The sequence below is a fragment of the Desulfurobacterium indicum genome (assembly GCF_001968985.1).
Classification (GTDB): domain Bacteria; phylum Aquificota; class Aquificia; order Desulfurobacteriales; family Desulfurobacteriaceae; genus Desulfurobacterium_A; species Desulfurobacterium_A indicum.
In genome coordinates this window covers 1-19,188 of sequence record NZ_MOEN01000005.1, presented here as the reverse complement: position 1 = coordinate 19,188, position 19,188 = coordinate 1, and the positions used below count along the sequence as shown (strand labels likewise).

Here is a 19,188-nt window from a genome sequence, read left to right as displayed (position 1 = left end):
AGTAAAAAGCCCGGTAAAACCGGGCTTTTTTTATTGTGCGTAGCTGTGAAGTCCAGGTAAAATGAGATTTACTCCGTAGTATGTAAAGATTACACATAAAAATCCAATGATTGTGAAGTATGCGAGCGGTTTTCCAGAGAGCCCTTTAATATATCTTGCATGCAGGTATGCAGAATAGACAAGCCACGTAATAAGTGACCATGTCTCTTTTGGATCCCATGACCAGTAACCGCCCCACGCATATTTAGCCCATACTGCACCCAGTATGATTCCGATAGTTAAAAACACAAATCCCACAGCTGCAGATTGATACATAATATCTTCAAGAGTTTCAATTGGCGGTAGATACTTGGAGTATTTACTCTTGTTAAGCCACATGAGAAAGAGTGTAAAAAGTCCTGCTACTACTACTGATATAGCTAAAAACATAAGAAGGTTGGTTCTGTAAGCTGAGTAGATGATGAAGAATACGGTGAAAACGGTTGTCAGGAAAACAACAGCCCAGTCGGTTCTATTGGTGTCTTCTCTTTTGGCAAAGTAGGCAAATGCTACTCCGGCACTTACTGCGAAGCCTGCGTATCCGATAAAGGTTGTTACGACGTGAAACAGAAGCCAGTTACTCTGGAGAGCAGGAACCAGAGGCTGTGCTTCAGGGTTGAAACCTAAAATCTGTGTGGAAGCTTCAGAGATTACTGCCAGAGGAAGAACAAACATTCCGAAGATTTTGTTTTTGTATTTTTTCTCGAATATGAGATAGATGATCACTATTGACCATCCGAAGAGCATTAGGGATTCATACATATTGGTGAAAGGTGCATACTTGTAAAATGCAAGCCAGTCACTTACCATGTTAAGCCTGGCTTTTTCCATTCCTCTTACTACAAATGCTACACCCTGGACACCGACACCCAGGAGTGAAAGGTAAGTAGCAATTTTTCCGGCTGTTTCTGATTTTGAAAATGCATGAATGGTGTAGAAGACAGAAGCAGCAAGAAAAACCACCATTCCAATGTTAAAGAGCTGGACAGAATTAATCATGGTTTTCCTCCTTAGGGGCTAAAATATTACAGTATGAAGACTTAAGAACCCCTAAGATTTTTTCCATATCTTTCTCAAGGGATTCAAACCCTTTATTTGTTCTACCTGCTATTACAATATTGACCTTATCTTCTTTAACCTGCCTAATTCTTGCAAGAATTCTCTTATGAGGTATAAAGAAAGCCACAAAAAGCCCTATTACCATTATGGTGCTTCCTGCCCATACGACCCATGTGCCTGGGTCGTAGGAAACTTGCAAACCTGTGTAAAATGCATTGTCGGCTCCACCGATAGCTACAAATTGCCCAGTCTGAGGGATTCTATACCACTGTCCGGATGTCATCTTTGCCTGTGCCAGCGTTTCTCCGTTTTGGGTTATTAAATCTACAAATATAAACTGCCCGTCCATTGCTACTGGTGACAGGTAATATTTGATGCCGTCTTTTCCTTTTCCTACGTAAAAAGGTTGTCCTAAAGCGTCTATTATAGGTTGTTCTTTTGCTTTTTGATTTACCTTTTTGAAGAAGTAAACTCTTCCCTTTCCATAGTTTGCCTGGTAGAAATAGATTCCTCTGTATGAAAGTGGAGTATTGACAACGATTCGCTGCTTTTTAACGGTTTTTCCATTTTCTATAACTTCAAGATCGCTAATGTAGGCTTTAGGCATTCCGGAAGGGTAGAAATCTATGGTGAATTTGTCACACTGAACTTCAAAAGGAAGCTCTATGATCTTTCCGTTCCCAAATAAGGTTACAAGATTACTTTTAGAACCTTCGGCAAGGTTCATATAACCTCTGTATCCGAAGATAGCGGTTAACAACCCTCCCACGAGGACTATCAGTATACCTGCATGAACAATATATACTCCGAATCTTGCAAAGACGTGTTTATCTGCAAATACATACTTTGTGTTCTCTTCGTCAGATGGAACTTTTTCAGGCTTGTATCCCATCTGCTTTAGAATGGAGACAAGTTTTTCGGCTACTTCATCCGGATTGCTTGCAGATAATGTTAACTTGTGCACCAATCTGTAAGCGTTTTCGGCTCCCTCTCTCAGCTTCTTTTTTGGATTTTTTGCTATTTTCCATATTTTCGGAAGACGTTCTATAGAGCAAACTGTGAGGTTGATTGCGAGGAGTACCAACAACAAAATGTACCACCAGGAATGGTAAACATCAGTGAATCCTAAAAATTTAAATATTTTGTAGGTTACCTCTCCGTATTCTCTCAGATACTTATCGGGATTTTGCTGCTGTTCTACGATTGTTCCGATGATAGAAGTTACGGCAAGAGAGAGAAGAATTATTATGGCAACTTTTACTGAGCTGAAAAGTCTATATAGTGATTTGAGCATTAAGTCCTCCGCTGTCTGTATTCATCGCTAATGATTCTCAATTATTGGAAAGCTGCTTAAGAGAATTTAACACTTTTTCGTCCTTTAAGTCAAATGCGGTTACTTTAATATCATCCATTAAAAGTGCTGTTAAAGGATTAGTTATCTTTTTCTCCGTTCTTATGGCGGTAAATAGACCACTTTGTTTGTAAGTGTCTTCAATGTTTAGAACTTTTGCTCCACCTATTGTGGCGGCTTTGAGAAGTTTTTTAACGTCTATTTTACCTTCTGCTTTAATGTAGATTGCTTTTATCTCAGATAACATTGATAGAGAAGTGTTTGAACTCAGTCCGTCAGTTCCTATTCCTAATTTCTCGTAGTCGATTAAAAATTCAATATCAGGGAATCCCGTTTTTAAAAAAATGTTGCTTCTTGGACAGATTACTATGCCACACTCTTTTCTCATAAGAATCTCAAGCTCTTTTCGGGATAAGTTTGTGCAGTGAACGGCAATAAGTAGATTTGTGAGTGCACCAGTTTTTTCAAGGTAGGCTACTATGTTTTCTGCATAAATATTTTCAAACCGCTTTCTCCCTATTGTAGGGTAGATTAAGGATTCAAAAAGGTTAGGTTCACCTCTTACAAATTTTTCTTCTTCGGCGGTTTCTCCTACGTGCATCTGATAGATAGTTCCGTATTTTAAAGATTTTTGAACCGCTTTTTTTATTGTTTCAACCGAAGTTGAATATACCGCATGTATGGATAACGGAGGTCTGGCGTTGGTATTGAATATATTGCCTATGATTTCATTAAAAACAATTCCGTTTTTGATTATGTGGCGGGAAATGTCGAATGATGATATATCTCCGAAAAAGCTGATTCCCCACTTTTTTGATAATTCTATACCTTTTGTAACGCCGATTTTGATCTCTTCTTTGTCCAATTTCTGCCTGTTTGATATTATCCATAACAACCAGTCAAAAAACGATTTGATTTTTATTGGATTAAAATTCATAAGTGAAAGTTCGAGATGTGTGTGTGCATTAACAAAAGATGGGAAAATTACGGTGTTTGCCAGCTTTACCTTTTCGTGAAAATCTCCATCTGGTTCGTATTTTAAGAATTTTACTTTACCTCTTTGGAATACCAGCCAGCCATTTTTTATTATGTTCATATCAAAGTCTATTATGTAATCGGCACCGATGGCTTTTCTCACGGTGAGAATCCTTTTATGGCTTTAATTGCTTCCTCTTTTGTTTTTACACGTCCCAAAATCTGAAACTCAATGAGTTTATCTTTTATCCTGCCAACGGCTTTCCCCTCTTGTATTCCTTTTATTTTCATAATTTCCTTTCCCGATAGGAGCGGCTTTACGGATTTTACCTTTAAGTAGAAATTTATTACTTTTTCGTTCAAAAACCATATGAATTCATCTGTGTCTTTGTTCATTTTTTCCGATGTTGCTTTAAAGTCGGCGATGCTGTGAATTACAATAAGTGGTAGTAAAGATCCTGCCGCCTTGATAAATTTGTATACGGCTTTTGGGGATAGCTGCTTTCCTTTAAAAAGTTGGAATAGGAAGAACGGTCTTAGGTGGAGTTCTATTATTTTTTTTGCTGAAGAGGCTGTTTTTTTGCCAAATCCTATTGTTAAAAGCCGTTTTTCTGCCATCTTGGCACCTATCTTATCATGGTTATAAAAAGTTAAATGTCCATTTTTCTCTTTTACTGTTAAAGGTTTACCGATATCATGAAGAAGTCCTGCGATGATCAGTAGCTCTCTTCCAGAAATGTTTCCAGAAAATGTCAGATTTGACACCTCTTTTATAACATAGTGGTTTATTTTCCCCCACTGTTTAAAGATATTGCAAATATATTCAACGGTCTTAAGCGTATGAATTATAAGAGGATATTGATGAAGTCCTGAAGGTGGTATTTTCTCTTCCTCGGCAAGTTCAGGAAAAATTGAATATAAAACGTTAAGTTCCCTCATGTCTTTAAATGCTTCATATGCATTTTGCAATTTAAGAATTTTTATCAGTTCTTCTCTAATTCTTTCTTTAGGTTCTTTTTCTATCAAATTTGCAAACTTTTTCGCACTTTCGGTAAACTTTTTCGAATAGGATAGATGGAATTTGCTTTTAATCCTTATTCCTCTGAGAATCCTTACAGGATCTTTTTTAAGCGCTGAAGAAGATACCGGACATAGTATTTTTTTCTGCAGGTCTTTTATTCCGTTTAAAGGGTCGATGATTTTTTTTTCTTTTAGACTGTAGGCGATTGTATTTATTGTGAAGTCTCTGTGCGAAAGATCTTCTTCTATGGTTCCCTGAAGTTTTGTTATATCTACTCGAATATTATTCAGATAGAATGTGTAAACCGGTTTTTCTCTTGTATAAAGAAAACCTTTTTGCTGGGTGGCTTTTTCTATGCAATGAATAGTCTCATAAAAGTTACCGGAAATTACTATATCTACATCTTTTATATCCTCTATTCCCAGCAGAAAATCTCTTAAAGCTCCACCAACGATGTATCCGTCTTTTACGCAGTTAATAATTTTCTCAAGTATGTTTTCCAATTGTTTAAGGTTTTCCATTGCTTCTCCATGCTTTCAATTAAATAATGGTATTATAAGTCTAAATTGCCCATGGTGAGAGGTTTAATATGATTTTGGTAGAAGTTAAAAATTTGAAGAAGATATACAGAACGGAAAGTGATACCGTTGAAGCTTTAAAGGGAATAAACCTTGTTTTGAATAAAGGGGAATTTGCTCTGATAATGGGAGCTTCAGGTTCAGGTAAAAGCACTTTGCTACATGTTCTTGGAACTCTTGACAGACCGACATCGGGAAAGGTTTTTTATAAAGGGAAGGATCTGTTTTCAATGAATGAAAAAAAGCTGGCACTTTTTAGGAATAAAAATCTGGGTTTTGTTTTTCAGTTTCACTATTTAATTATGGAGTTTACCCTGATTGAAAATGTTATGGCACCTCTTTTAATAGCTGGAGTAGATGTTGATGAGGCAAGAGAAAAGGCAGTTGACATGTTGAAAAAGGTAGGATTGGGGCATAGATTAACTCATAAACCGTTTGAGATATCCGGTGGTGAACAGCAGCGAACGGCAATTGCCCGTGCACTTGTTAATTCCCCTGAGCTTGTTCTCGCTGATGAACCAACAGGAAATCTTGACTCTAAGACTTCAGAATCCGTTCTTTCCCTTATGGCAGAACTTAACAGAGAGACTGAGACTACCTTCTTTATTGCCACGCATAACCGTGAACTGGAAAAGTTTGCCGACAGGATATACTTTATAAAAGACGGCATTATTAATATTTAAGAGAGGTGTATATGTTTGAGAAGTTTACCAAAAAAGCAAGACAAATTGTAATAAAAGCTAAAGAAGAAGCTGTTACTCTCAGAACTCCGTATCTTGGAACAGAGCATTTATTGCTTGTTCTGCTTAAAGAAGATGAAATTGTAAATCAGATAATAAGTAAGTATAACATTTCAAAGATACGTATTCAGGAGATGGTTATACATCAGATTCAACCTTCTCCAGATGAAGTTGATGTAAATACAATTGCTTTTACCACTGAAGCAAGACGGGCATTAGAACAAGCGGTTGAAGAGGCTAAAATTTTGGGACATGCCTACGTCGGGCCTGAACATATTTTTATAGGTCTTGCTAAAGAGCGACTTGGGCTTGCAGGGAGGATTCTGAGGAGTTATGGACTGGATCATTATACTCTTCGCAGGGAAGTAACAGCTATATTGAAAGGGATTTTAGGAAAAGCTAAGACTTCAAGAAAGTCAAACACTCCAAATCTTGATAAATATGGAAGAGATCTGACAAAACTTGCAGAGGAAGGTTCCCTTGATCCTGTTATCGGTCGTGATAAAGAGATAGAAAGAGTTATTCACATTCTTGCAAGGAGACGTAAAAACAATCCAGTTTTAATAGGTGAACCCGGTGTTGGTAAAACTGCGATAGTTGAAGGACTGGCTATAAGAATTGCCGAAGGAAATGTCCCGGAAAAATTGAAAGATAAAAGAATTGTTTCTCTTGATATGGCTTCCCTTATTGCCGGGACGAAGTATAGAGGCCAGTTTGAAGAGAGATTAAAATCAGTTGTAAAGGAGCTTGAAAATAACAAAGATGTGATTTTGTTTATAGATGAACTTCATACTCTCGTCGGTGCCGGTGCTGCTGAAGGTTCAATGGATGCTTCTAACATTTTGAAGCCTTCTCTCTCAAGAGGGGAGATACAGGTTATAGGTGCAACTACGCTTGATGAATACAGGAAATATATAGAGAAAGACGGGGCTCTTGAGAGAAGATTCCAGCCTGTCTTAGTTGAAGAGCCTTCTGTGGAAGAAACTGTTGAGATTTTGAAAGGTCTAAAACCTAAGTTTGAAGAGTTCCACAACGTTACTATAACCGATGAGGCTATAGAGAGAGCTGTTAAACTAGCTGTTCGTTATATAAATGACAGAAAGCTTCCTGATAAAGCGATTGATATTGTTGATGAAGCGGGAGCCAAAGCTCAACTGAGAATGGGAACCAAGCCTTCAGATATCAAAAGAATAGAAGAGAGATTGCAGGAGATTAAAGCTCTTAAGGAAGAAGCACTTGCTATGGCAGAGTATGAGAAAGCTCACGAGTATAAGCAGGAAGAGATGAAGTTAACTTCAAAACTTGAGGAGCTGAATAAGAAATGGTTTGTTAACAGGAAGAGTGAAAAACCTGTTATTGATGTTCTTGAGATAGAGGAGATAGTGGCTCTTTGGACGGGAATTCCTGTTAACCAGCTACATGAGGCAGAAAGAGAAAAGTTGCTGAGATTAGAGGCAGAGCTTCACAGAAGAGTTGTAGGTCAGGAAAAGGCTGTAAGTGCCGTAGCACGTGCTATAAAGCGTTCAAGATTAGGTATCAGAACTAATTTGAACAGACCAATAGGATCTTTTCTGTTTCTCGGCCCGACAGGTGTTGGTAAGACGGAGCTTGCTAAAACACTTGCAGAGGCTCTTTTTGGTGATGAAAAAGCAATGATTAGAATAGATATGTCTGAGTATATGGAAAAGCATACGGTTTCCAGGCTTATCGGTGCGCCTCCTGGGTATGTTGGTTATGAAGAAGGAGGACAGCTTACAGAGATAGTTAGAAGAAAACCTTATAGTGTTATTCTTCTTGATGAAATCGAAAAGGCACATCCTGATGTTCTTAATATTCTGTTACAGATAATGGAAGACGGAAGGTTGACAGATGGTCTTGGAAGGACTGTTTCCTTTACAAACACGATACTGATAATGACATCAAACCTTGGCGCCAAACATCTTGTTTCGGCTCAGAAGGGTATGGGGTTTGATACTGGCACGGAAGAAGATATGGAAAGAAAAGCTTTTGAAAGAATGAAGTCTTTTGTGATGGATGAAGTAAAGAGATACTTCAAACCGGAATTTATAAACAGGCTTGATGAAATAGTGGTATTCCATCCTCTTACGAGAGAAGATGTTAAAGAGATTGTAAGAAAGCAGGTTGATAGGTTGAATGAGGAGTTAAAAGAAAGAAATCTCAAGATTCATGTAACAAGTAAATTTGTAAATTACATTGTAGATAGAGAATTCCGTAAAGAGTATGGTGCAAGAACTATAAGAAGAGCCATTCAGTCTCTGATAGAAGACAGGTTAACTGATGAAATTCTTTCTGGAAGATTCCTTGAAGGCGGAGAAGTTGTCTTTGACATTACGCCTAAAGGGAAGATCAGTGTTAGAGAGAAGAGGAGAAAGGCAGCTGCGCAGATGAAATAATTGATAATGTTTCGAAAATGCCGATTCTTTAATAGCATTATTATCTAATCTATGTGGCAGTTTCCGAAAAACTGCCACATATTTTTTATTAAAGAATTCAGGTGTTGTTATAAGCACCATTATCGATGGAAGTTTTGATTCTCGTATAAATGGGAACATTCAAAGTAAGTTCTGACGCTATTTTTAATTAATCTGTTTCGATTCTGTTTCTCTGTTAATGTTAAAATTTTAGTTAGGTTTGGAATATCATCATTATTTATTGGAGAGGTGATGAGGAGATTTAAGGTTGATGGGATAAAAGGAGAGGTTGCTTATCTGAGAGGCCAGGAAGCGCGCCACGTGTTAAAGGTTTTAAGGCTTCGTCCCGGTGACGAAATTGTTGTGTTTGACGGAAGCGGAAAGGAGTATCTTGCCGTTATAGAGGCTTCATCTACACAATCTGTCAGACTTAAAGTTTTGGAAGAGATAACGATAAACAGAGAAAGCCCTTTGAAAACAATCCTTTATATGGGACTTACGAACAGACTTCAGAAGTTTGAATTTGCTCTTCAAAAAGCAACGGAACTCGGGGTTACCGAAATTGTGCCGGTAATATGTCAGCGCTCGGCTTTCGGCGAAAAGGTAAAAGACTGGAGCGGTAAACTGCGCCGCTGGAATGAGATTGTTCTGAATGCTTCAAAACAGTGTGGTCGTGCCGTTATCCCTCCAGTTAAAGAGCCTGTCAGGCTTTCTTCTATAAGTGATAATTCCGATTTGAAATTCGTTTTGTGGGAAAGAGGCGGAAAGAGTCTTGAAAGCTTTTCCGATGTGACTGCTACTTCGGTTTCCCTTCTTGTCGGTCCTGAAGGTGGTCTTGATGAAAAGGAGGTGGAGTTTTTAAGGGATAAAGGCTTTTACGTTATTCATTTAGGGAAGAGAATACTCAGAGCGGAGACGGCAGCCATTGTTGGGCTTGCCCTTGTCCAGTATATATGGGGAGATCTTAAGTAACTATGAATAACAGAGAAGTTGCACGCTTAAACTGGAACGGTAGAGACCTTGTAGTTGTTCAGGGTGATATAACCGAAGAAGTTGTTGATGCTATTGTTAATCCAGCCAATTCTTCTCTCAAACACGGTGGAGGAGTTGCTGGCGCTATTGTTAGAAAAGGTGGAAAGATTATTCAGGAGGAGAGCAACAGAATCGGTTATCTTCCCGTTGGTAAGGCGGTGTTTACAACGGCGGGAAAACTTCCCTGCCGTTTTGTTATTCACACTGTCGGTCCTGTCTGGGGTGAAGGTGACGAGGAGAGAAAGCTGAGAAGTGCTGTTGATTCGGTTCTTGAAGTTGCTTCCAATCTTGGCCTTTCTTCTATTTCTATTCCTGCCATAAGCACTGGTATATTCGGTTATCCCAGGAGGGAAGGTGTGTTTGTTATAGTTGATGAGGTTTTAAGCTGGCTTTTGAAAAATTCTCAAAGTTCGTTGAAGGAGATAAGGTTTATTTCAATAGACGAAGAAACTGTAAATCTCTTTAAAGAAACGGTTACAGATAGAAAAATATAGTTTAAAATAACTTTTAAATTTAAAATCCGGAGAGTTAACTATGCCGAACTTTCAGTTTGCACGTATTGACAGACTTCCCCCTTACGTTTTTGCTGTTGTTAATGATTTGAAAACGAAACTCAGGCGAGCGGGGGAAGATATTGTTGACCTTGGTATGGGAAATCCTGACCTTCCCACGCCAAAACATATTGTTGATAAACTGTGTGAGGCAGCGAAAAATCCGCGTAATCATAGATATTCTCAGACAAAAGGCCTGTTTAAGTTAAGGGAAGCACTTGCCCTTTGGTATAAAAGAAAGTATAACGTTGATCTTGATCCTGAAACAGAAGTTATAACAACAATAGGTTCAAAAGAGGGACTTGCACATCTTGCTCTGACACTTGTTAATCCCGGTGATGTTGTTATGGTTCCGACACCTGCGTATCCGATTCACCCTTACTCTTTTATAATAGCAGGGGGAGACGTAAGAAGTATTCCGCTGCTTACGGACGACGGATTTGATGAGGATGCTTTTCTTGAATCCATCATAAAGGCTTATAAGGAGAGCTGGCCAAGGCCGAAAGTTCTTCTTTTAAACTTTCCTCACAATCCGACAACGGCCTGTGTGGATATAAAATTTTTTGAAAAAATAGTTGATTTTGCAAGAGAGAATAACCTTTTACTTATTCAGGATCTTGCCTATTCTGAAATCTCTTTTGACGATTATGTTCCTCCGAGTATTTTTCAAGTTAAAGGTGCAAAAGATGTTGCAGTAGAGTTTTATTCTCTTTCAAAAACTTACTCCATGGCTGGCTGGAGGGTTGGCTTTGCAGCAGGTAACAAGGATGTTATTCATGCACTTTACAGAATGAAAAGCTATCTTGACTACGGTATGTTCCAGCCGATTCAGATTGCTGCTATTATTGCCCTTAAAGGGGATCAATCCTGCGTTGAAGAATACAGAAAAATATATGAAAAGAGAAGAGATGTTCTTGTTAACGGTTTAAACCGTATAGGGTGGCACGTTGAAAAACCCAAAGCTACTATGTTTGTATGGGCAAAGATTCCTGAAAAGTTTCGTTCCATGGGTTCTCTTGAGTTTTCAAAGATGCTTCTCCTTGACGGGAAGGTTGCAGTTTCTCCCGGTATAGGTTTTGGTGAATATGGGGACGAGTATGTTAGATTTGCACTTGTAGAGAATGAATTAAGAATCAAGCAAGCAGTTAGAGGTATTAAAAGAGCATTTGAAAAGTATGGACTCAGGAACATCAATGTTTAGGAGTAGATTATGGATTCAGTTAAGGTAGGTATTGTCGGATGCGGAACAGTCGGTTCGGGTGTGGTTAAAATACTTCTTCAGAATAGAGATATTATTGAGGAGAGGATAGGGAAGAAAATAGAGCTTTCAATGGTTGCCGATAGGGATGTTGAAAAGGTTAAAAAACTCGGCGTTCCGGAGAAATTTATTGTTAACGATGGATTTAAAGTTGTTGAGTCTGAAGTTGATATAGTTGTTGAGCTTATCGGTGGGACGACTGTTGCTAAAGACATCGTGAAATCTGCTCTTGAAAATGGAAAACATGTAGTCAGTGCCAATAAAGCCCTCTTTGCCTCTTACGGAGAAGAGCTTTTTTCAGCGGCTTTTGAAAATGGTGTTTCAATAAGGTTTGAGGCAAGCGTCGGCGGGGGTATTCCCGTTATAAAAGCTCTTAATGAAGGCCTTGTGGCAAACAGGATAGAGAAGATACTGGGAATTATAAATGGAACGGCCAATTTCATTCTTACAGAGATGACAACAAGGGGAATCTCTTTTGAGGAAGCGCTTAAAATCGCAGGAGAAAAAGGATATGCTGAAGCTGATCCTTCTCTTGATGTTGACGGTATAGACGCTGCTCATAAGATAGCCATTCTTGCGTCAATAGCTTACGGTGGTTGGGTAACTATAAATGATGTCTATGTTAAGGGAATAAGGGATATAACACCTCTTGATATAGATTTTGCTCATGAGTTTGGATACAGGATAAAACTTCTTGCAGTGGCAAAACCTGACAACGGCAAGGTAGAGGTAAGGGTTCATCCTGCCATGCTTCCCGAAGACCATATTCTCTCTTCGGTTGATGGAGTGTTTAATGCATGTCTTATAGAGGGAGATTTTGTGGGACCTACGCTCTACTACGGTATGGGAGCCGGTCAGAGACCGACTGCAAGTGCTGTTGTTGCCGACATAGCGGATATAGCCTGCGGAAGGGGGAGTAGCGTTCCGGTTTCTCTTTTAAAGAGAGGGGCAAAGATACCTGTTAAAAGGCCTGGAGAGTTTGTTTCAAGCTTTTATATAAGATTTACCGCCGTTGATAAGCCGGGTGTTCTTGCGAAAATTTCAAGTATCCTGGGGAAATACAATATAAGTATAAAGATGGCACTTCAGAAAAGCATAGCTTTAAACGGTGGCGTTCCTGTTGTTATGACAACTCATGAGGCTTCGTTTAAAACGGTTAAGGTGGCAATTGCTGAGATTGATAAACTTGACGTTATAGTGAAGCCCACATTCTTGTGTATGATAGAAGAGTAGATTTGATGAAAGTTTACGAGATATTTTCTTCTGTTCAGGGTGAAGGAGTTGATGTCGGGCTTGTTGCTTCCTTTGTTCGTTTTGCCGGTTGTCCCTTAAAGTGCAGGTATTGTGATACCCAGGAGGCAAGGATTGGAGGAACGGAGTTTTCTCATGAAGAGATAATCGGTGAGCTTAAAAATCTTGGTCTTTCGTATGTAGTTGTTACCGGTGGTGAACCTCTTTCTCAAGACGGCCTTCCCGATTTTCTCTTCAAACTTTCGTCCGAAACCTGGGTCAAAAGGATTTTTGTTGAGACGAGTGGATTCTTTTATAAAGCGGATATATTTGTTAAGAAAGTTTTTGTAAATATTTCTCCGAAGCCCCCTTCTATGGGAATGGATTTTCCTTTAGAATCTCTTGAGAATTTTATTGTTAACTTTCCCGATAGGGTGCAGGTTAAGTTTTTGATTCTTTCAGAAGAGGATCTTATTTGGATTCTTAAGATTGTAAGGAAATATGAGAATTATTTTTCTAAAAAAGGCATCATTTTTCAGCCGATAGGAATTCCGGAGAAGCCCTATTCTGAAAGTGTGAAAAGAGCTATAGACCTTGTTATGAGAGAAAAAACTATACTTTTCCGGTTTAACGTGAGGGTTATCCCTCAGATTCATAAATTAGTAGGAATAAAATGAGGATCGGCCTTTTTATTTACAATCTTCTCTACGGAGTTTCTCTGCCTGTCCTTTTAACAGTTGCAAAGTTTACGTCAAAAAAGCGCGGCGGTTTCTCTGTAAAAAGACGTTTTTTTTCATTCCCCTCTGAGTCACAGGTAGAAGGAAGAGATATCTGGATTCACTGTGCCAGTATTGGAGAGGTAAATTCTGCAAGACCGCTTATAGAAAAGTTAAAAGATAGAGCTATTGTTACGACTTTTACCGATTACGGTGCGGATAGGGCTTTAAAACTTTTTCCGGAAATTCCTGTTTATGTGATTCCTCCCGATATGAAGCCCTTTACGGATCGTTTTGTTAAAAGCCTGGGTGTGAAGAAGCTTCTTGTTTATGAAACGGAGATCTGGCCTTCCCTTCTGACTTCGGCTATTGAGCAGAAAGTAGAGGTCTATTTTGTCAGCGGTAAAATAACAGAAAGTAGTTTTTCTCTTTATAAAAGGTTATCTTTGGTTCTGAAAGAGATTTTTAACTCTTCCGTTTTTCTTGCCAGAAGTGACAAAGATGCAGAGAGGGCAAAAGAACTGGGATTTGCAAAGGTTAAGACGGTAGGTGACCTGAAATTTGACAGCGTGATGAAACCAAAACCTGTTAATGTCAGCATAGGTAACCGTTTCCCCATAATTGTTTGGGGGAGCACTCACGAGGGTGAAGAGGTGCTTGCTGGTAAAATCCATGTAAAGTTGAAAGAAGAGTTTCCACAAATTTTAACGATTGTTGCTCCTAGACACGTCGGCAGAGCGGAATCTTTGCTCTCTCTTCTGCCGGGAAAAGCTGTTTTAAGAACACAGTCAAAAAATGTTCCTTCAGATACAGATTTTTACATTGTGGATACCGTTGGTGAACTTTCATCTTTTTATAGTCTCGGAGATATTGCCGTTATAGGCGGAACATTCAACGAAAAAGTTGGTGGGCATAATCCTCTGGAACCTATGGTTTTTGGCATACCGGTTGTTTTAGGTCCCTATTACTCCCATTTCCAAGGAGTGATTTCAAAAATTAAAGAATGTATTATCTTTTCAACTCATGAAAATCTATTTGATAAAATTAGTCTGTTGATTAAAAATGACGAATTGAGACACCGTGTTGGAGTTTGCGGTAAGAGAGTTTTGGAGAAAGAAAGAAGTGTTACGGAAAGAATTTTGAAAGAGGTTTTTGTTTGAGACTTGAGGAGATTAGAAAAAAGGTTTTTAAAAAAGAAAAAGGTTGGGCTTTGCTTTATCCTATTTTCTATCTTTTGTCAAAGATTTACTGCTTAGTTTCTTCTGCGAGAATAGATCTTTATCGTCACGGTATTTTGACGTCTGTTGTTCCAAAAATTCCTGTTATATCCGTTGGGAACATAGTTGTCGGTGGAGCCGGGAAGACTCCCCTCGTTGAGTTTATTTACAGGATGCTTGAGGATATGGGCTTTTCTCCTGCAATCGTTATGAGAGGTTACGGTGGGACTGAAAAAGGGCCTGTACTTGCTCGGGACGATGCAAAAAAGTTCGGTGATGAAGCAGTGATCTTCGCCAGAAGAGGTTTCAGAGTTGTCGTCAGCAGGGATAGGCTAAAAGGAATAGATTTTGCCGCTGAGAAAGGTGCCAACATAGTTGTCCTTGATGATGGATTTCAACAGTTAAAAATAGTTTCCACTGTTAATATTGTTGTGGTTGATCCCTTCAATCCCTTTGGGGGAAATCACTGTCTCCCCTTAGGAACATTGAGAGAGCCCGTTTCGGCTCTTGAGAGGGCTCACTGCTTTGTTCTTTCCAGGTCAAATCTTGCACCTGTTGAAAAGATAAATTCAATAGAGCTTTATCTAAAAACTTTTAAAAAACCTGTTTTTAGGGCACATCAGACTTTTAATGGCTGGATGGACGAGAATCTTTCTGAGACTTCACCGCCTCCCAGGGATATTAATGTTTTTTGTGGGATAGGAAATCCGGAGCAGTTTATTGAGATGCTCAAGTTAAAAGGATTTGATCTTGAAAAAGTTTTTCTTTTTCCTGATCACTATACTTATACGGATGAAGATATTGAAAGACTTTGTAAATATCCTAACCTTGTTACTACAGAAAAAGATGCTGTAAAGTTAAAAGGAAAATTATCCTTTAAGTTTCCCGTTTTGAGCGTTGAAGTATTCGGACTTAAGGAGTTTATTGTTAACAGGATTAAGAATGTTGAGAAACATGAGGAAAAAGATGAACAAAAAGCTTTCTTACCGGACGGAGTATCTGCTTCTCAGGTTACTGAAGGAAAAGTTTTTAAGGAAATTCTCCCGTAATAGAGCTTTAAAAGTCGCAGATTCTTTTGCTTCTCTTTTTTACGCTTATCCCCGTGTTAAGAGGGTTTCGGAGGAGAATTTAAGATTTGTTGGTATGCCTTTTTCAATAGGAAAAGAGGCGTTTAAAACTTTTGTGAAATGTAGTGTTGATTTTTTTCGTTCTGAGAACTACTCATTTGATTTTCTTGATTCCATCTTTTCCCTTAGAAAAGAGAGCACAATCTCAATGGATGAACTTGTTTCCCTTAGCGGAGGAATACTACTTACGGCTCATATAGGGAATTGGGAACTTTTAGGCGGATGGTTTTCTCATGTCAGCGGCGGGAGATTATCCGTTGTTGCCAAACCGCTGAAAAATTTTTACGTAAATGAGATGGTTAATAGTATAAGAAACCACTGGAACATAAAGGTTATTCCTACTGGTAACATTCTTGAAATAATAAAAGATTTAAAAAGAAAGCGTTTTATAGGAATTCTCCTTGATCAACGCCCGAGACAAAAAGACGGTGTTCTTGTTAAGTTTTTGGGAAGAGATACATTTGTTAACAAAGGAGCTGCCGTTTTGAGCGTTAAAACCGGTAAGCCTGTAATACCTGCTTTCTGTTACATGGAACCGGATAACAGCTACACGTTTGAGATACATAGGCCTATCTATCCTGAAGGAAAGAGCGTTGAAGAGCTCACTAAAATTTACTCTGACTGGATAGAGATGGCAGTGAAAAAAAGACCGGAGCAGTGGTTCTGGAGTCACAGAAGATGGAGCAATTCACCGGAGTTTAAGAGATGGAAAGAGAAAAGCCTCTGATTGTCATTACCGGACCCACGGCGGCGGGAAAAACTGATTTTTCTATAAAGCTTGCAAAAGCCATTGGTGGTGAGATAATCAGTGCCGATTCGATGCAGGTTTACAGAGAACTTGATATAGGAACAGACAAGATTTCATCGGATAGGATGGAAGGGATTCCTCATCACTTGATAGATATTGTATACCCCGATGTCTATTTTTCCGTGGCAGACTTTGTTAAAGAGGCGGATAGGGCAATAAGAGAAATAAGGAAAAGGGGAAAGTTTCCTCTCATAGTAGGAGGAACGGCGTTTTACATAAGAGCTCTTCTCTACGGTCTTTCTCCTGTCCCACCGGCTGACGAAAGCATAAGGAGGGAGCTGAGCAAAGTTTCTACGGAAGAACTTTACAGTTCCTTAAAAAAGGTAGATCCCGGTTATGCATCAAAGATTCATAAAACGGATAGAAAGCGCATTATAAGGGCTCTGGAAGTTTACAAGCTTACAGGTAAGCCTCTGTCATCTTTCAAGCTGCCCGAAAAGCCTCGTTACGAATTTTACGGGTATTTCCTCTATCGTAACAGAGATGAACTTTATAAAAGGATAAACAACAGGGTTGATTCTCAGATAGAGAGAGGACTTGTTCAGGAGGCGAGGAAGTTACTCTCCTACGGAAAGGGAATAACAGCCTTTCAGGCTCTTGGCTACAAAGAGCTGTTGCCCTATATTGAAGGTAAAGTTTCTCTTGAAGAGGCGGTGAGAGATCTAAAGAGGCGAACAAGACAGTTTGCAAAAAGGCAGTTTACCTGGTTCAGGAGAGAGAAAGGCTTTAAGTGGATTAATCTTTCGGAAATACCGGAAGAAGAAGTAATTAACGTTATAAAAGATGATTTAAGGAAGGGAGGCGTTTTATGAGTGTTGTTAAGGTTCAGGATGCTTATTTAAACAGGTTAAGAAAAGAGAGAATTCCAGTTAATATTTTCCTTGCTAAGGGAACAAGATTGCAGGGGGTTATAACCTATTTTGACCAGTTTACAATTGTTCTCGAAGAAGGTGATAGCCAGCAGCTTGTCTATAAACACTCTATTGCAACAATAGTTCCTTCAAGGCCTGTGAGAAATCTATTTTCAGAGGGTGAGGAAAGATAGAAAAGGTTATTCTTCTTTCAGTTATAAAACACGGTGAGCAGCCGGATATTGAAGAGCTTTCCGGCCTTGTAGAAGCTTTGGGCTACAAGGTTGTTGGTTCTGTTGTTCAGCACCGCCGCTCTTTTGATCCTTCAACCTATGTCGGAAAAGGAAAGATAGAAGAACTAAAGAGATTTGCGGAAGTAAAAGACGCTTCTTTAGTTGTTACCTACCATAATCTATCTCCGTCTCAGATAAGAAATATAGAAAAGGCAACCGGGCTAAAAGTTAGAGACAGGACCGAGATTATTCTGGATATATTCGCCGAAAGAGCAAGGACTAAAGAGGCAAAGATACAGGTGGAACTTGCAAGGTGTTATCATCAGCTTTCAAGGTTAAGGGGAAAAGGAAAAGGGCTTTCAAGGCTTGGTGGCGGAATAGGGACCAGAGGGCCCGGTGAAACCTTGCTGGAAACGGAATCAAGGGCTATAAGGCGAAGGATACACTCTTTAAAAAGAGAGATAGAAAAGTATGCAAAGAGACGTTCTCTCTTTACAGAAAGACGAAGAAAGAGCGGCCTTATTACGGTTGCTGTAGCAGGCTATACGAATGTCGGCAAATCAACACTTGTTAGGCGCCTCACGGGAGAGGACCTTTTTATTAAAAATATTCCTTTTGCCACACTGGATACCAGAACGGGAAGAATCTTTCTCAGAGGTATAAATAGAAAAATTTTAATAACAGACACTGTGGGGTTTATAAAAGATATTCCTCATGAGTTGATAGCATCTTTCAAAGCGACGCTTCAGGAAGTTGCAGATTCAGATATTGTAGCTGTTGTTTATGACATTACCTCTCCGAACCTTTACACAGAATCAGAAGCGGTTGGAAAAATACTCAAAGAGATAGGAGCTTCTGACAAACCAAGGATAACGGTATTTAATAAAATAGACCTTGTTGAAGGAAAAGAAGAGCTTTTCCGGTTGATGATTGCAGGAAAGGTTAAAAATTCTGAGAATTCTGTTTTTCTTTCGGCAAAAACAGGAGAAGGCGTTGGCAGTTTTCTCACAAAAGTGGAAGAGATAGTTACAACGTTATCTCTTTAAAAGTTCGTTCCATTTTTTTCGCAGAGAATCCCTGATATCCATATAGTCTTTACCCTCGTTGAATGCTTTTTCTATCGCTTTGGAAAAAACTTTTTCATAGAACTCCCTTCCCATTCTTTCGACTATTTTCTCGTCAAATTCGGCAGGTGAGGCCATTTTGCGCCACCAGGGAGTTCCTTCATGCTTTTCTATGTATTCTCTCGTTGCTCCCCTGTATTTTGTTCTGTGTCCGTAAAATTTCCTTGCAGCTACAACTTCCGCAACGGCAAGCCCGTAAGATTTTGCATCTTCTGGATCAAGTCCCAGTTCCCTTATCCCTTTTATTCTGTTCCACTCTGCGAATATGTCAAATCTCCTTATAGGTGCTTTTGGTTTAACGGTTGCTTCCATGACTTTCCCCCTCTGTTTTCCATTTATCTACAAATAAATATAGTGAAAATTCGGCACTTTCAGTTAATTTGGTAGTGTACGATATTTTGTGTAAGCTTGAGAAATGGGATAACCTCCTGGGGAACACCCCACAAATACCAACCCCAGGAGGCAAAAATGGAACTACAGAAGATTTTACCAGACCTAGTTAAGGAAGTGGTAAAGCAAACCTTAGAGTCAATCATGACGGCTGAAAGAGAAGTGTTTCTTAAAGAACATGGAGGAACAAAGAACGGCTTTTACGTTAGAAACTTAGATACTGTTATCGGTAAGCTTGAAAATCTGAGAATTCCAAGAGATAGAGAGGGAAAATTCAGAACAAAGTTGATAGAACCTTATAGAAGAAGAGATATCAATCTTGAAGACTTAATACTTGGGATGTTTGCCTCTGGTATGAGTGCAAGAGCAGTAGCCCAGGCTCTTGAAAGCGTGTTTGAACTTAAATACTCACCCTCAACCATAAGCAAAATATCGCAGGTAACCTTAGAGGAAATA

19 protein-coding genes are annotated in these 19,188 nt (G+C 39.1%); 14 read left to right on the top strand and 5 right to left on the bottom strand.

Going from position 1 to position 19,188, the window contains the following annotated elements; all coding sequences use genetic code 11:
* Positions 1–30 precede the first annotated feature (30 nt).
* Genes ccsB through BLW93_RS02105 form a run of 4 tightly spaced genes read right to left on the bottom strand, consistent with a single transcriptional unit; the run spans position 31 to position 4,966 of the window.
* A complete protein-coding gene (gene ccsB / locus BLW93_RS02120; RefSeq protein ID WP_076712469.1) occupies positions 31–1,038 on the bottom strand; it encodes a c-type cytochrome biogenesis protein CcsB in 1,008 nt (335 codons plus the stop codon).
* Positions 1,031–2,392, bottom strand: a complete 1,362-nt coding sequence (gene resB, locus BLW93_RS02115; protein WP_076712468.1) for a cytochrome c biogenesis protein ResB — start codon at positions 2,390–2,392, stop codon at positions 1,031–1,033. The genes ccsB and resB overlap by 8 nt, the downstream gene beginning before the upstream one ends.
* Before the next feature lie 37 nt (positions 2,393–2,429).
* Complete coding sequence (locus BLW93_RS02110) at positions 2,430–3,587, bottom strand: amidohydrolase family protein (protein WP_076712467.1); 1,158 nt, start codon at positions 3,585–3,587, stop codon at positions 2,430–2,432.
* On the bottom strand, positions 3,584–4,966 hold the full coding sequence (locus tag BLW93_RS02105) for a tRNA nucleotidyltransferase/poly(A) polymerase-related protein (protein WP_076712466.1): 1,383 nt from the start codon (positions 4,964–4,966) through the stop codon (positions 3,584–3,586). Before BLW93_RS02105 ends, BLW93_RS02110 begins: the two co-directional genes overlap by 4 nt.
* Before the next feature lie 68 nt (positions 4,967–5,034).
* Between BLW93_RS02105 and BLW93_RS02100 the strand changes: the two genes are divergently transcribed.
* The 13 genes from BLW93_RS02100 to hflX all read left to right on the top strand — a co-directional run bounded on the left by BLW93_RS02100 (position 5,035) and on the right by hflX (position 18,264).
* On the top strand, positions 5,035–5,706 hold the full coding sequence (locus BLW93_RS02100; RefSeq protein ID WP_173790641.1) for an ABC transporter ATP-binding protein: 672 nt from the start codon (positions 5,035–5,037) through the stop codon (positions 5,704–5,706).
* Positions 5,707–5,717: 11 nt separating this feature from the next.
* Positions 5,718–8,177 carry an ATP-dependent Clp protease ATP-binding subunit gene (locus tag BLW93_RS02095; RefSeq protein WP_076712465.1) on the top strand — a complete coding sequence of 820 codons (2,460 nt, stop codon included), beginning with the start codon at positions 5,718–5,720 and terminating at the stop codon, positions 8,175–8,177.
* A gap of 270 nt (positions 8,178–8,447) precedes the next feature.
* Complete coding sequence (locus BLW93_RS02090; RefSeq protein WP_076712464.1) at positions 8,448–9,167, top strand: 16S rRNA (uracil(1498)-N(3))-methyltransferase; 720 nt, start codon at positions 8,448–8,450, stop codon at positions 9,165–9,167.
* 2 nt (positions 9,168–9,169) lie between these two features.
* The gene (locus tag BLW93_RS02085) at positions 9,170–9,721 is read left to right on the top strand and encodes a macro domain-containing protein (protein ID WP_076712463.1); all 552 of its coding nucleotides are present in this window, start codon (positions 9,170–9,172) and stop codon (positions 9,719–9,721) included.
* A gap of 40 nt (positions 9,722–9,761) precedes the next feature.
* Positions 9,762–10,979 (top strand): aminotransferase class I/II-fold pyridoxal phosphate-dependent enzyme, encoded by a 1,218-nt coding sequence (locus BLW93_RS02080; protein WP_076712462.1) that lies wholly within the window; start codon positions 9,762–9,764, stop codon positions 10,977–10,979.
* Between the two features lie 9 nt (positions 10,980–10,988).
* Positions 10,989–12,269, top strand: coding sequence for a homoserine dehydrogenase (locus BLW93_RS02075; protein ID WP_076712461.1), 1,281 nt, complete (start codon positions 10,989–10,991; stop codon positions 12,267–12,269).
* 5 nt (positions 12,270–12,274) lie between these two features.
* Positions 12,275–12,943, top strand: a complete 669-nt coding sequence (locus tag BLW93_RS02070) for a 7-carboxy-7-deazaguanine synthase QueE (protein WP_076712460.1) — start codon at positions 12,275–12,277, stop codon at positions 12,941–12,943.
* On the top strand, positions 12,940–14,142 hold the full coding sequence (locus BLW93_RS02065) for a 3-deoxy-D-manno-octulosonic acid transferase (protein WP_076712459.1): 1,203 nt from the start codon (positions 12,940–12,942) through the stop codon (positions 14,140–14,142). The genes BLW93_RS02070 and BLW93_RS02065 overlap by 4 nt, the downstream gene beginning before the upstream one ends.
* Positions 14,139–15,248 carry a tetraacyldisaccharide 4'-kinase gene (lpxK, locus tag BLW93_RS02060; protein WP_076712458.1) on the top strand — a complete coding sequence of 370 codons (1,110 nt, stop codon included), beginning with the start codon at positions 14,139–14,141 and terminating at the stop codon, positions 15,246–15,248. Before BLW93_RS02065 ends, lpxK begins: the two co-directional genes overlap by 4 nt.
* The gene (locus BLW93_RS02055; protein ID WP_076712457.1) at positions 15,166–16,053 is read left to right on the top strand and encodes a lysophospholipid acyltransferase family protein; all 888 of its coding nucleotides are present in this window, start codon (positions 15,166–15,168) and stop codon (positions 16,051–16,053) included. Before lpxK ends, BLW93_RS02055 begins: the two co-directional genes overlap by 83 nt.
* Positions 16,032–16,946: a tRNA (adenosine(37)-N6)-dimethylallyltransferase MiaA gene (gene miaA / locus BLW93_RS02050; protein ID WP_076712456.1), complete on the top strand. Its 915-nt coding sequence runs from the start codon at positions 16,032–16,034 to the stop codon at positions 16,944–16,946. Before BLW93_RS02055 ends, miaA begins: the two co-directional genes overlap by 22 nt.
* On the top strand, positions 16,943–17,179 hold the full coding sequence (hfq, locus tag BLW93_RS02045; RefSeq protein ID WP_076712455.1) for an RNA chaperone Hfq: 237 nt from the start codon (positions 16,943–16,945) through the stop codon (positions 17,177–17,179). Before miaA ends, hfq begins: the two co-directional genes overlap by 4 nt.
* Positions 17,176–18,264, top strand: coding sequence for a GTPase HflX (hflX, locus tag BLW93_RS02040; protein ID WP_076712454.1), 1,089 nt, complete (start codon positions 17,176–17,178; stop codon positions 18,262–18,264). Before hfq ends, hflX begins: the two co-directional genes overlap by 4 nt.
* Here hflX and BLW93_RS02035 read toward each other — a convergent pair.
* Positions 18,253–18,654, bottom strand: a complete 402-nt coding sequence (locus BLW93_RS02035) for a hypothetical protein (protein ID WP_076712453.1) — start codon at positions 18,652–18,654, stop codon at positions 18,253–18,255. The two genes, hflX and BLW93_RS02035, sit on opposite strands and share 12 nt — an antisense overlap.
* A gap of 96 nt (positions 18,655–18,750) precedes the next feature.
* Between BLW93_RS02035 and BLW93_RS02030 the strand changes: the two genes are divergently transcribed.
* Positions 18,751–19,188 (top strand): transposase (locus BLW93_RS02030; RefSeq protein ID WP_245791970.1); only part of this gene is annotated, 438 nt, incomplete at its 3' end.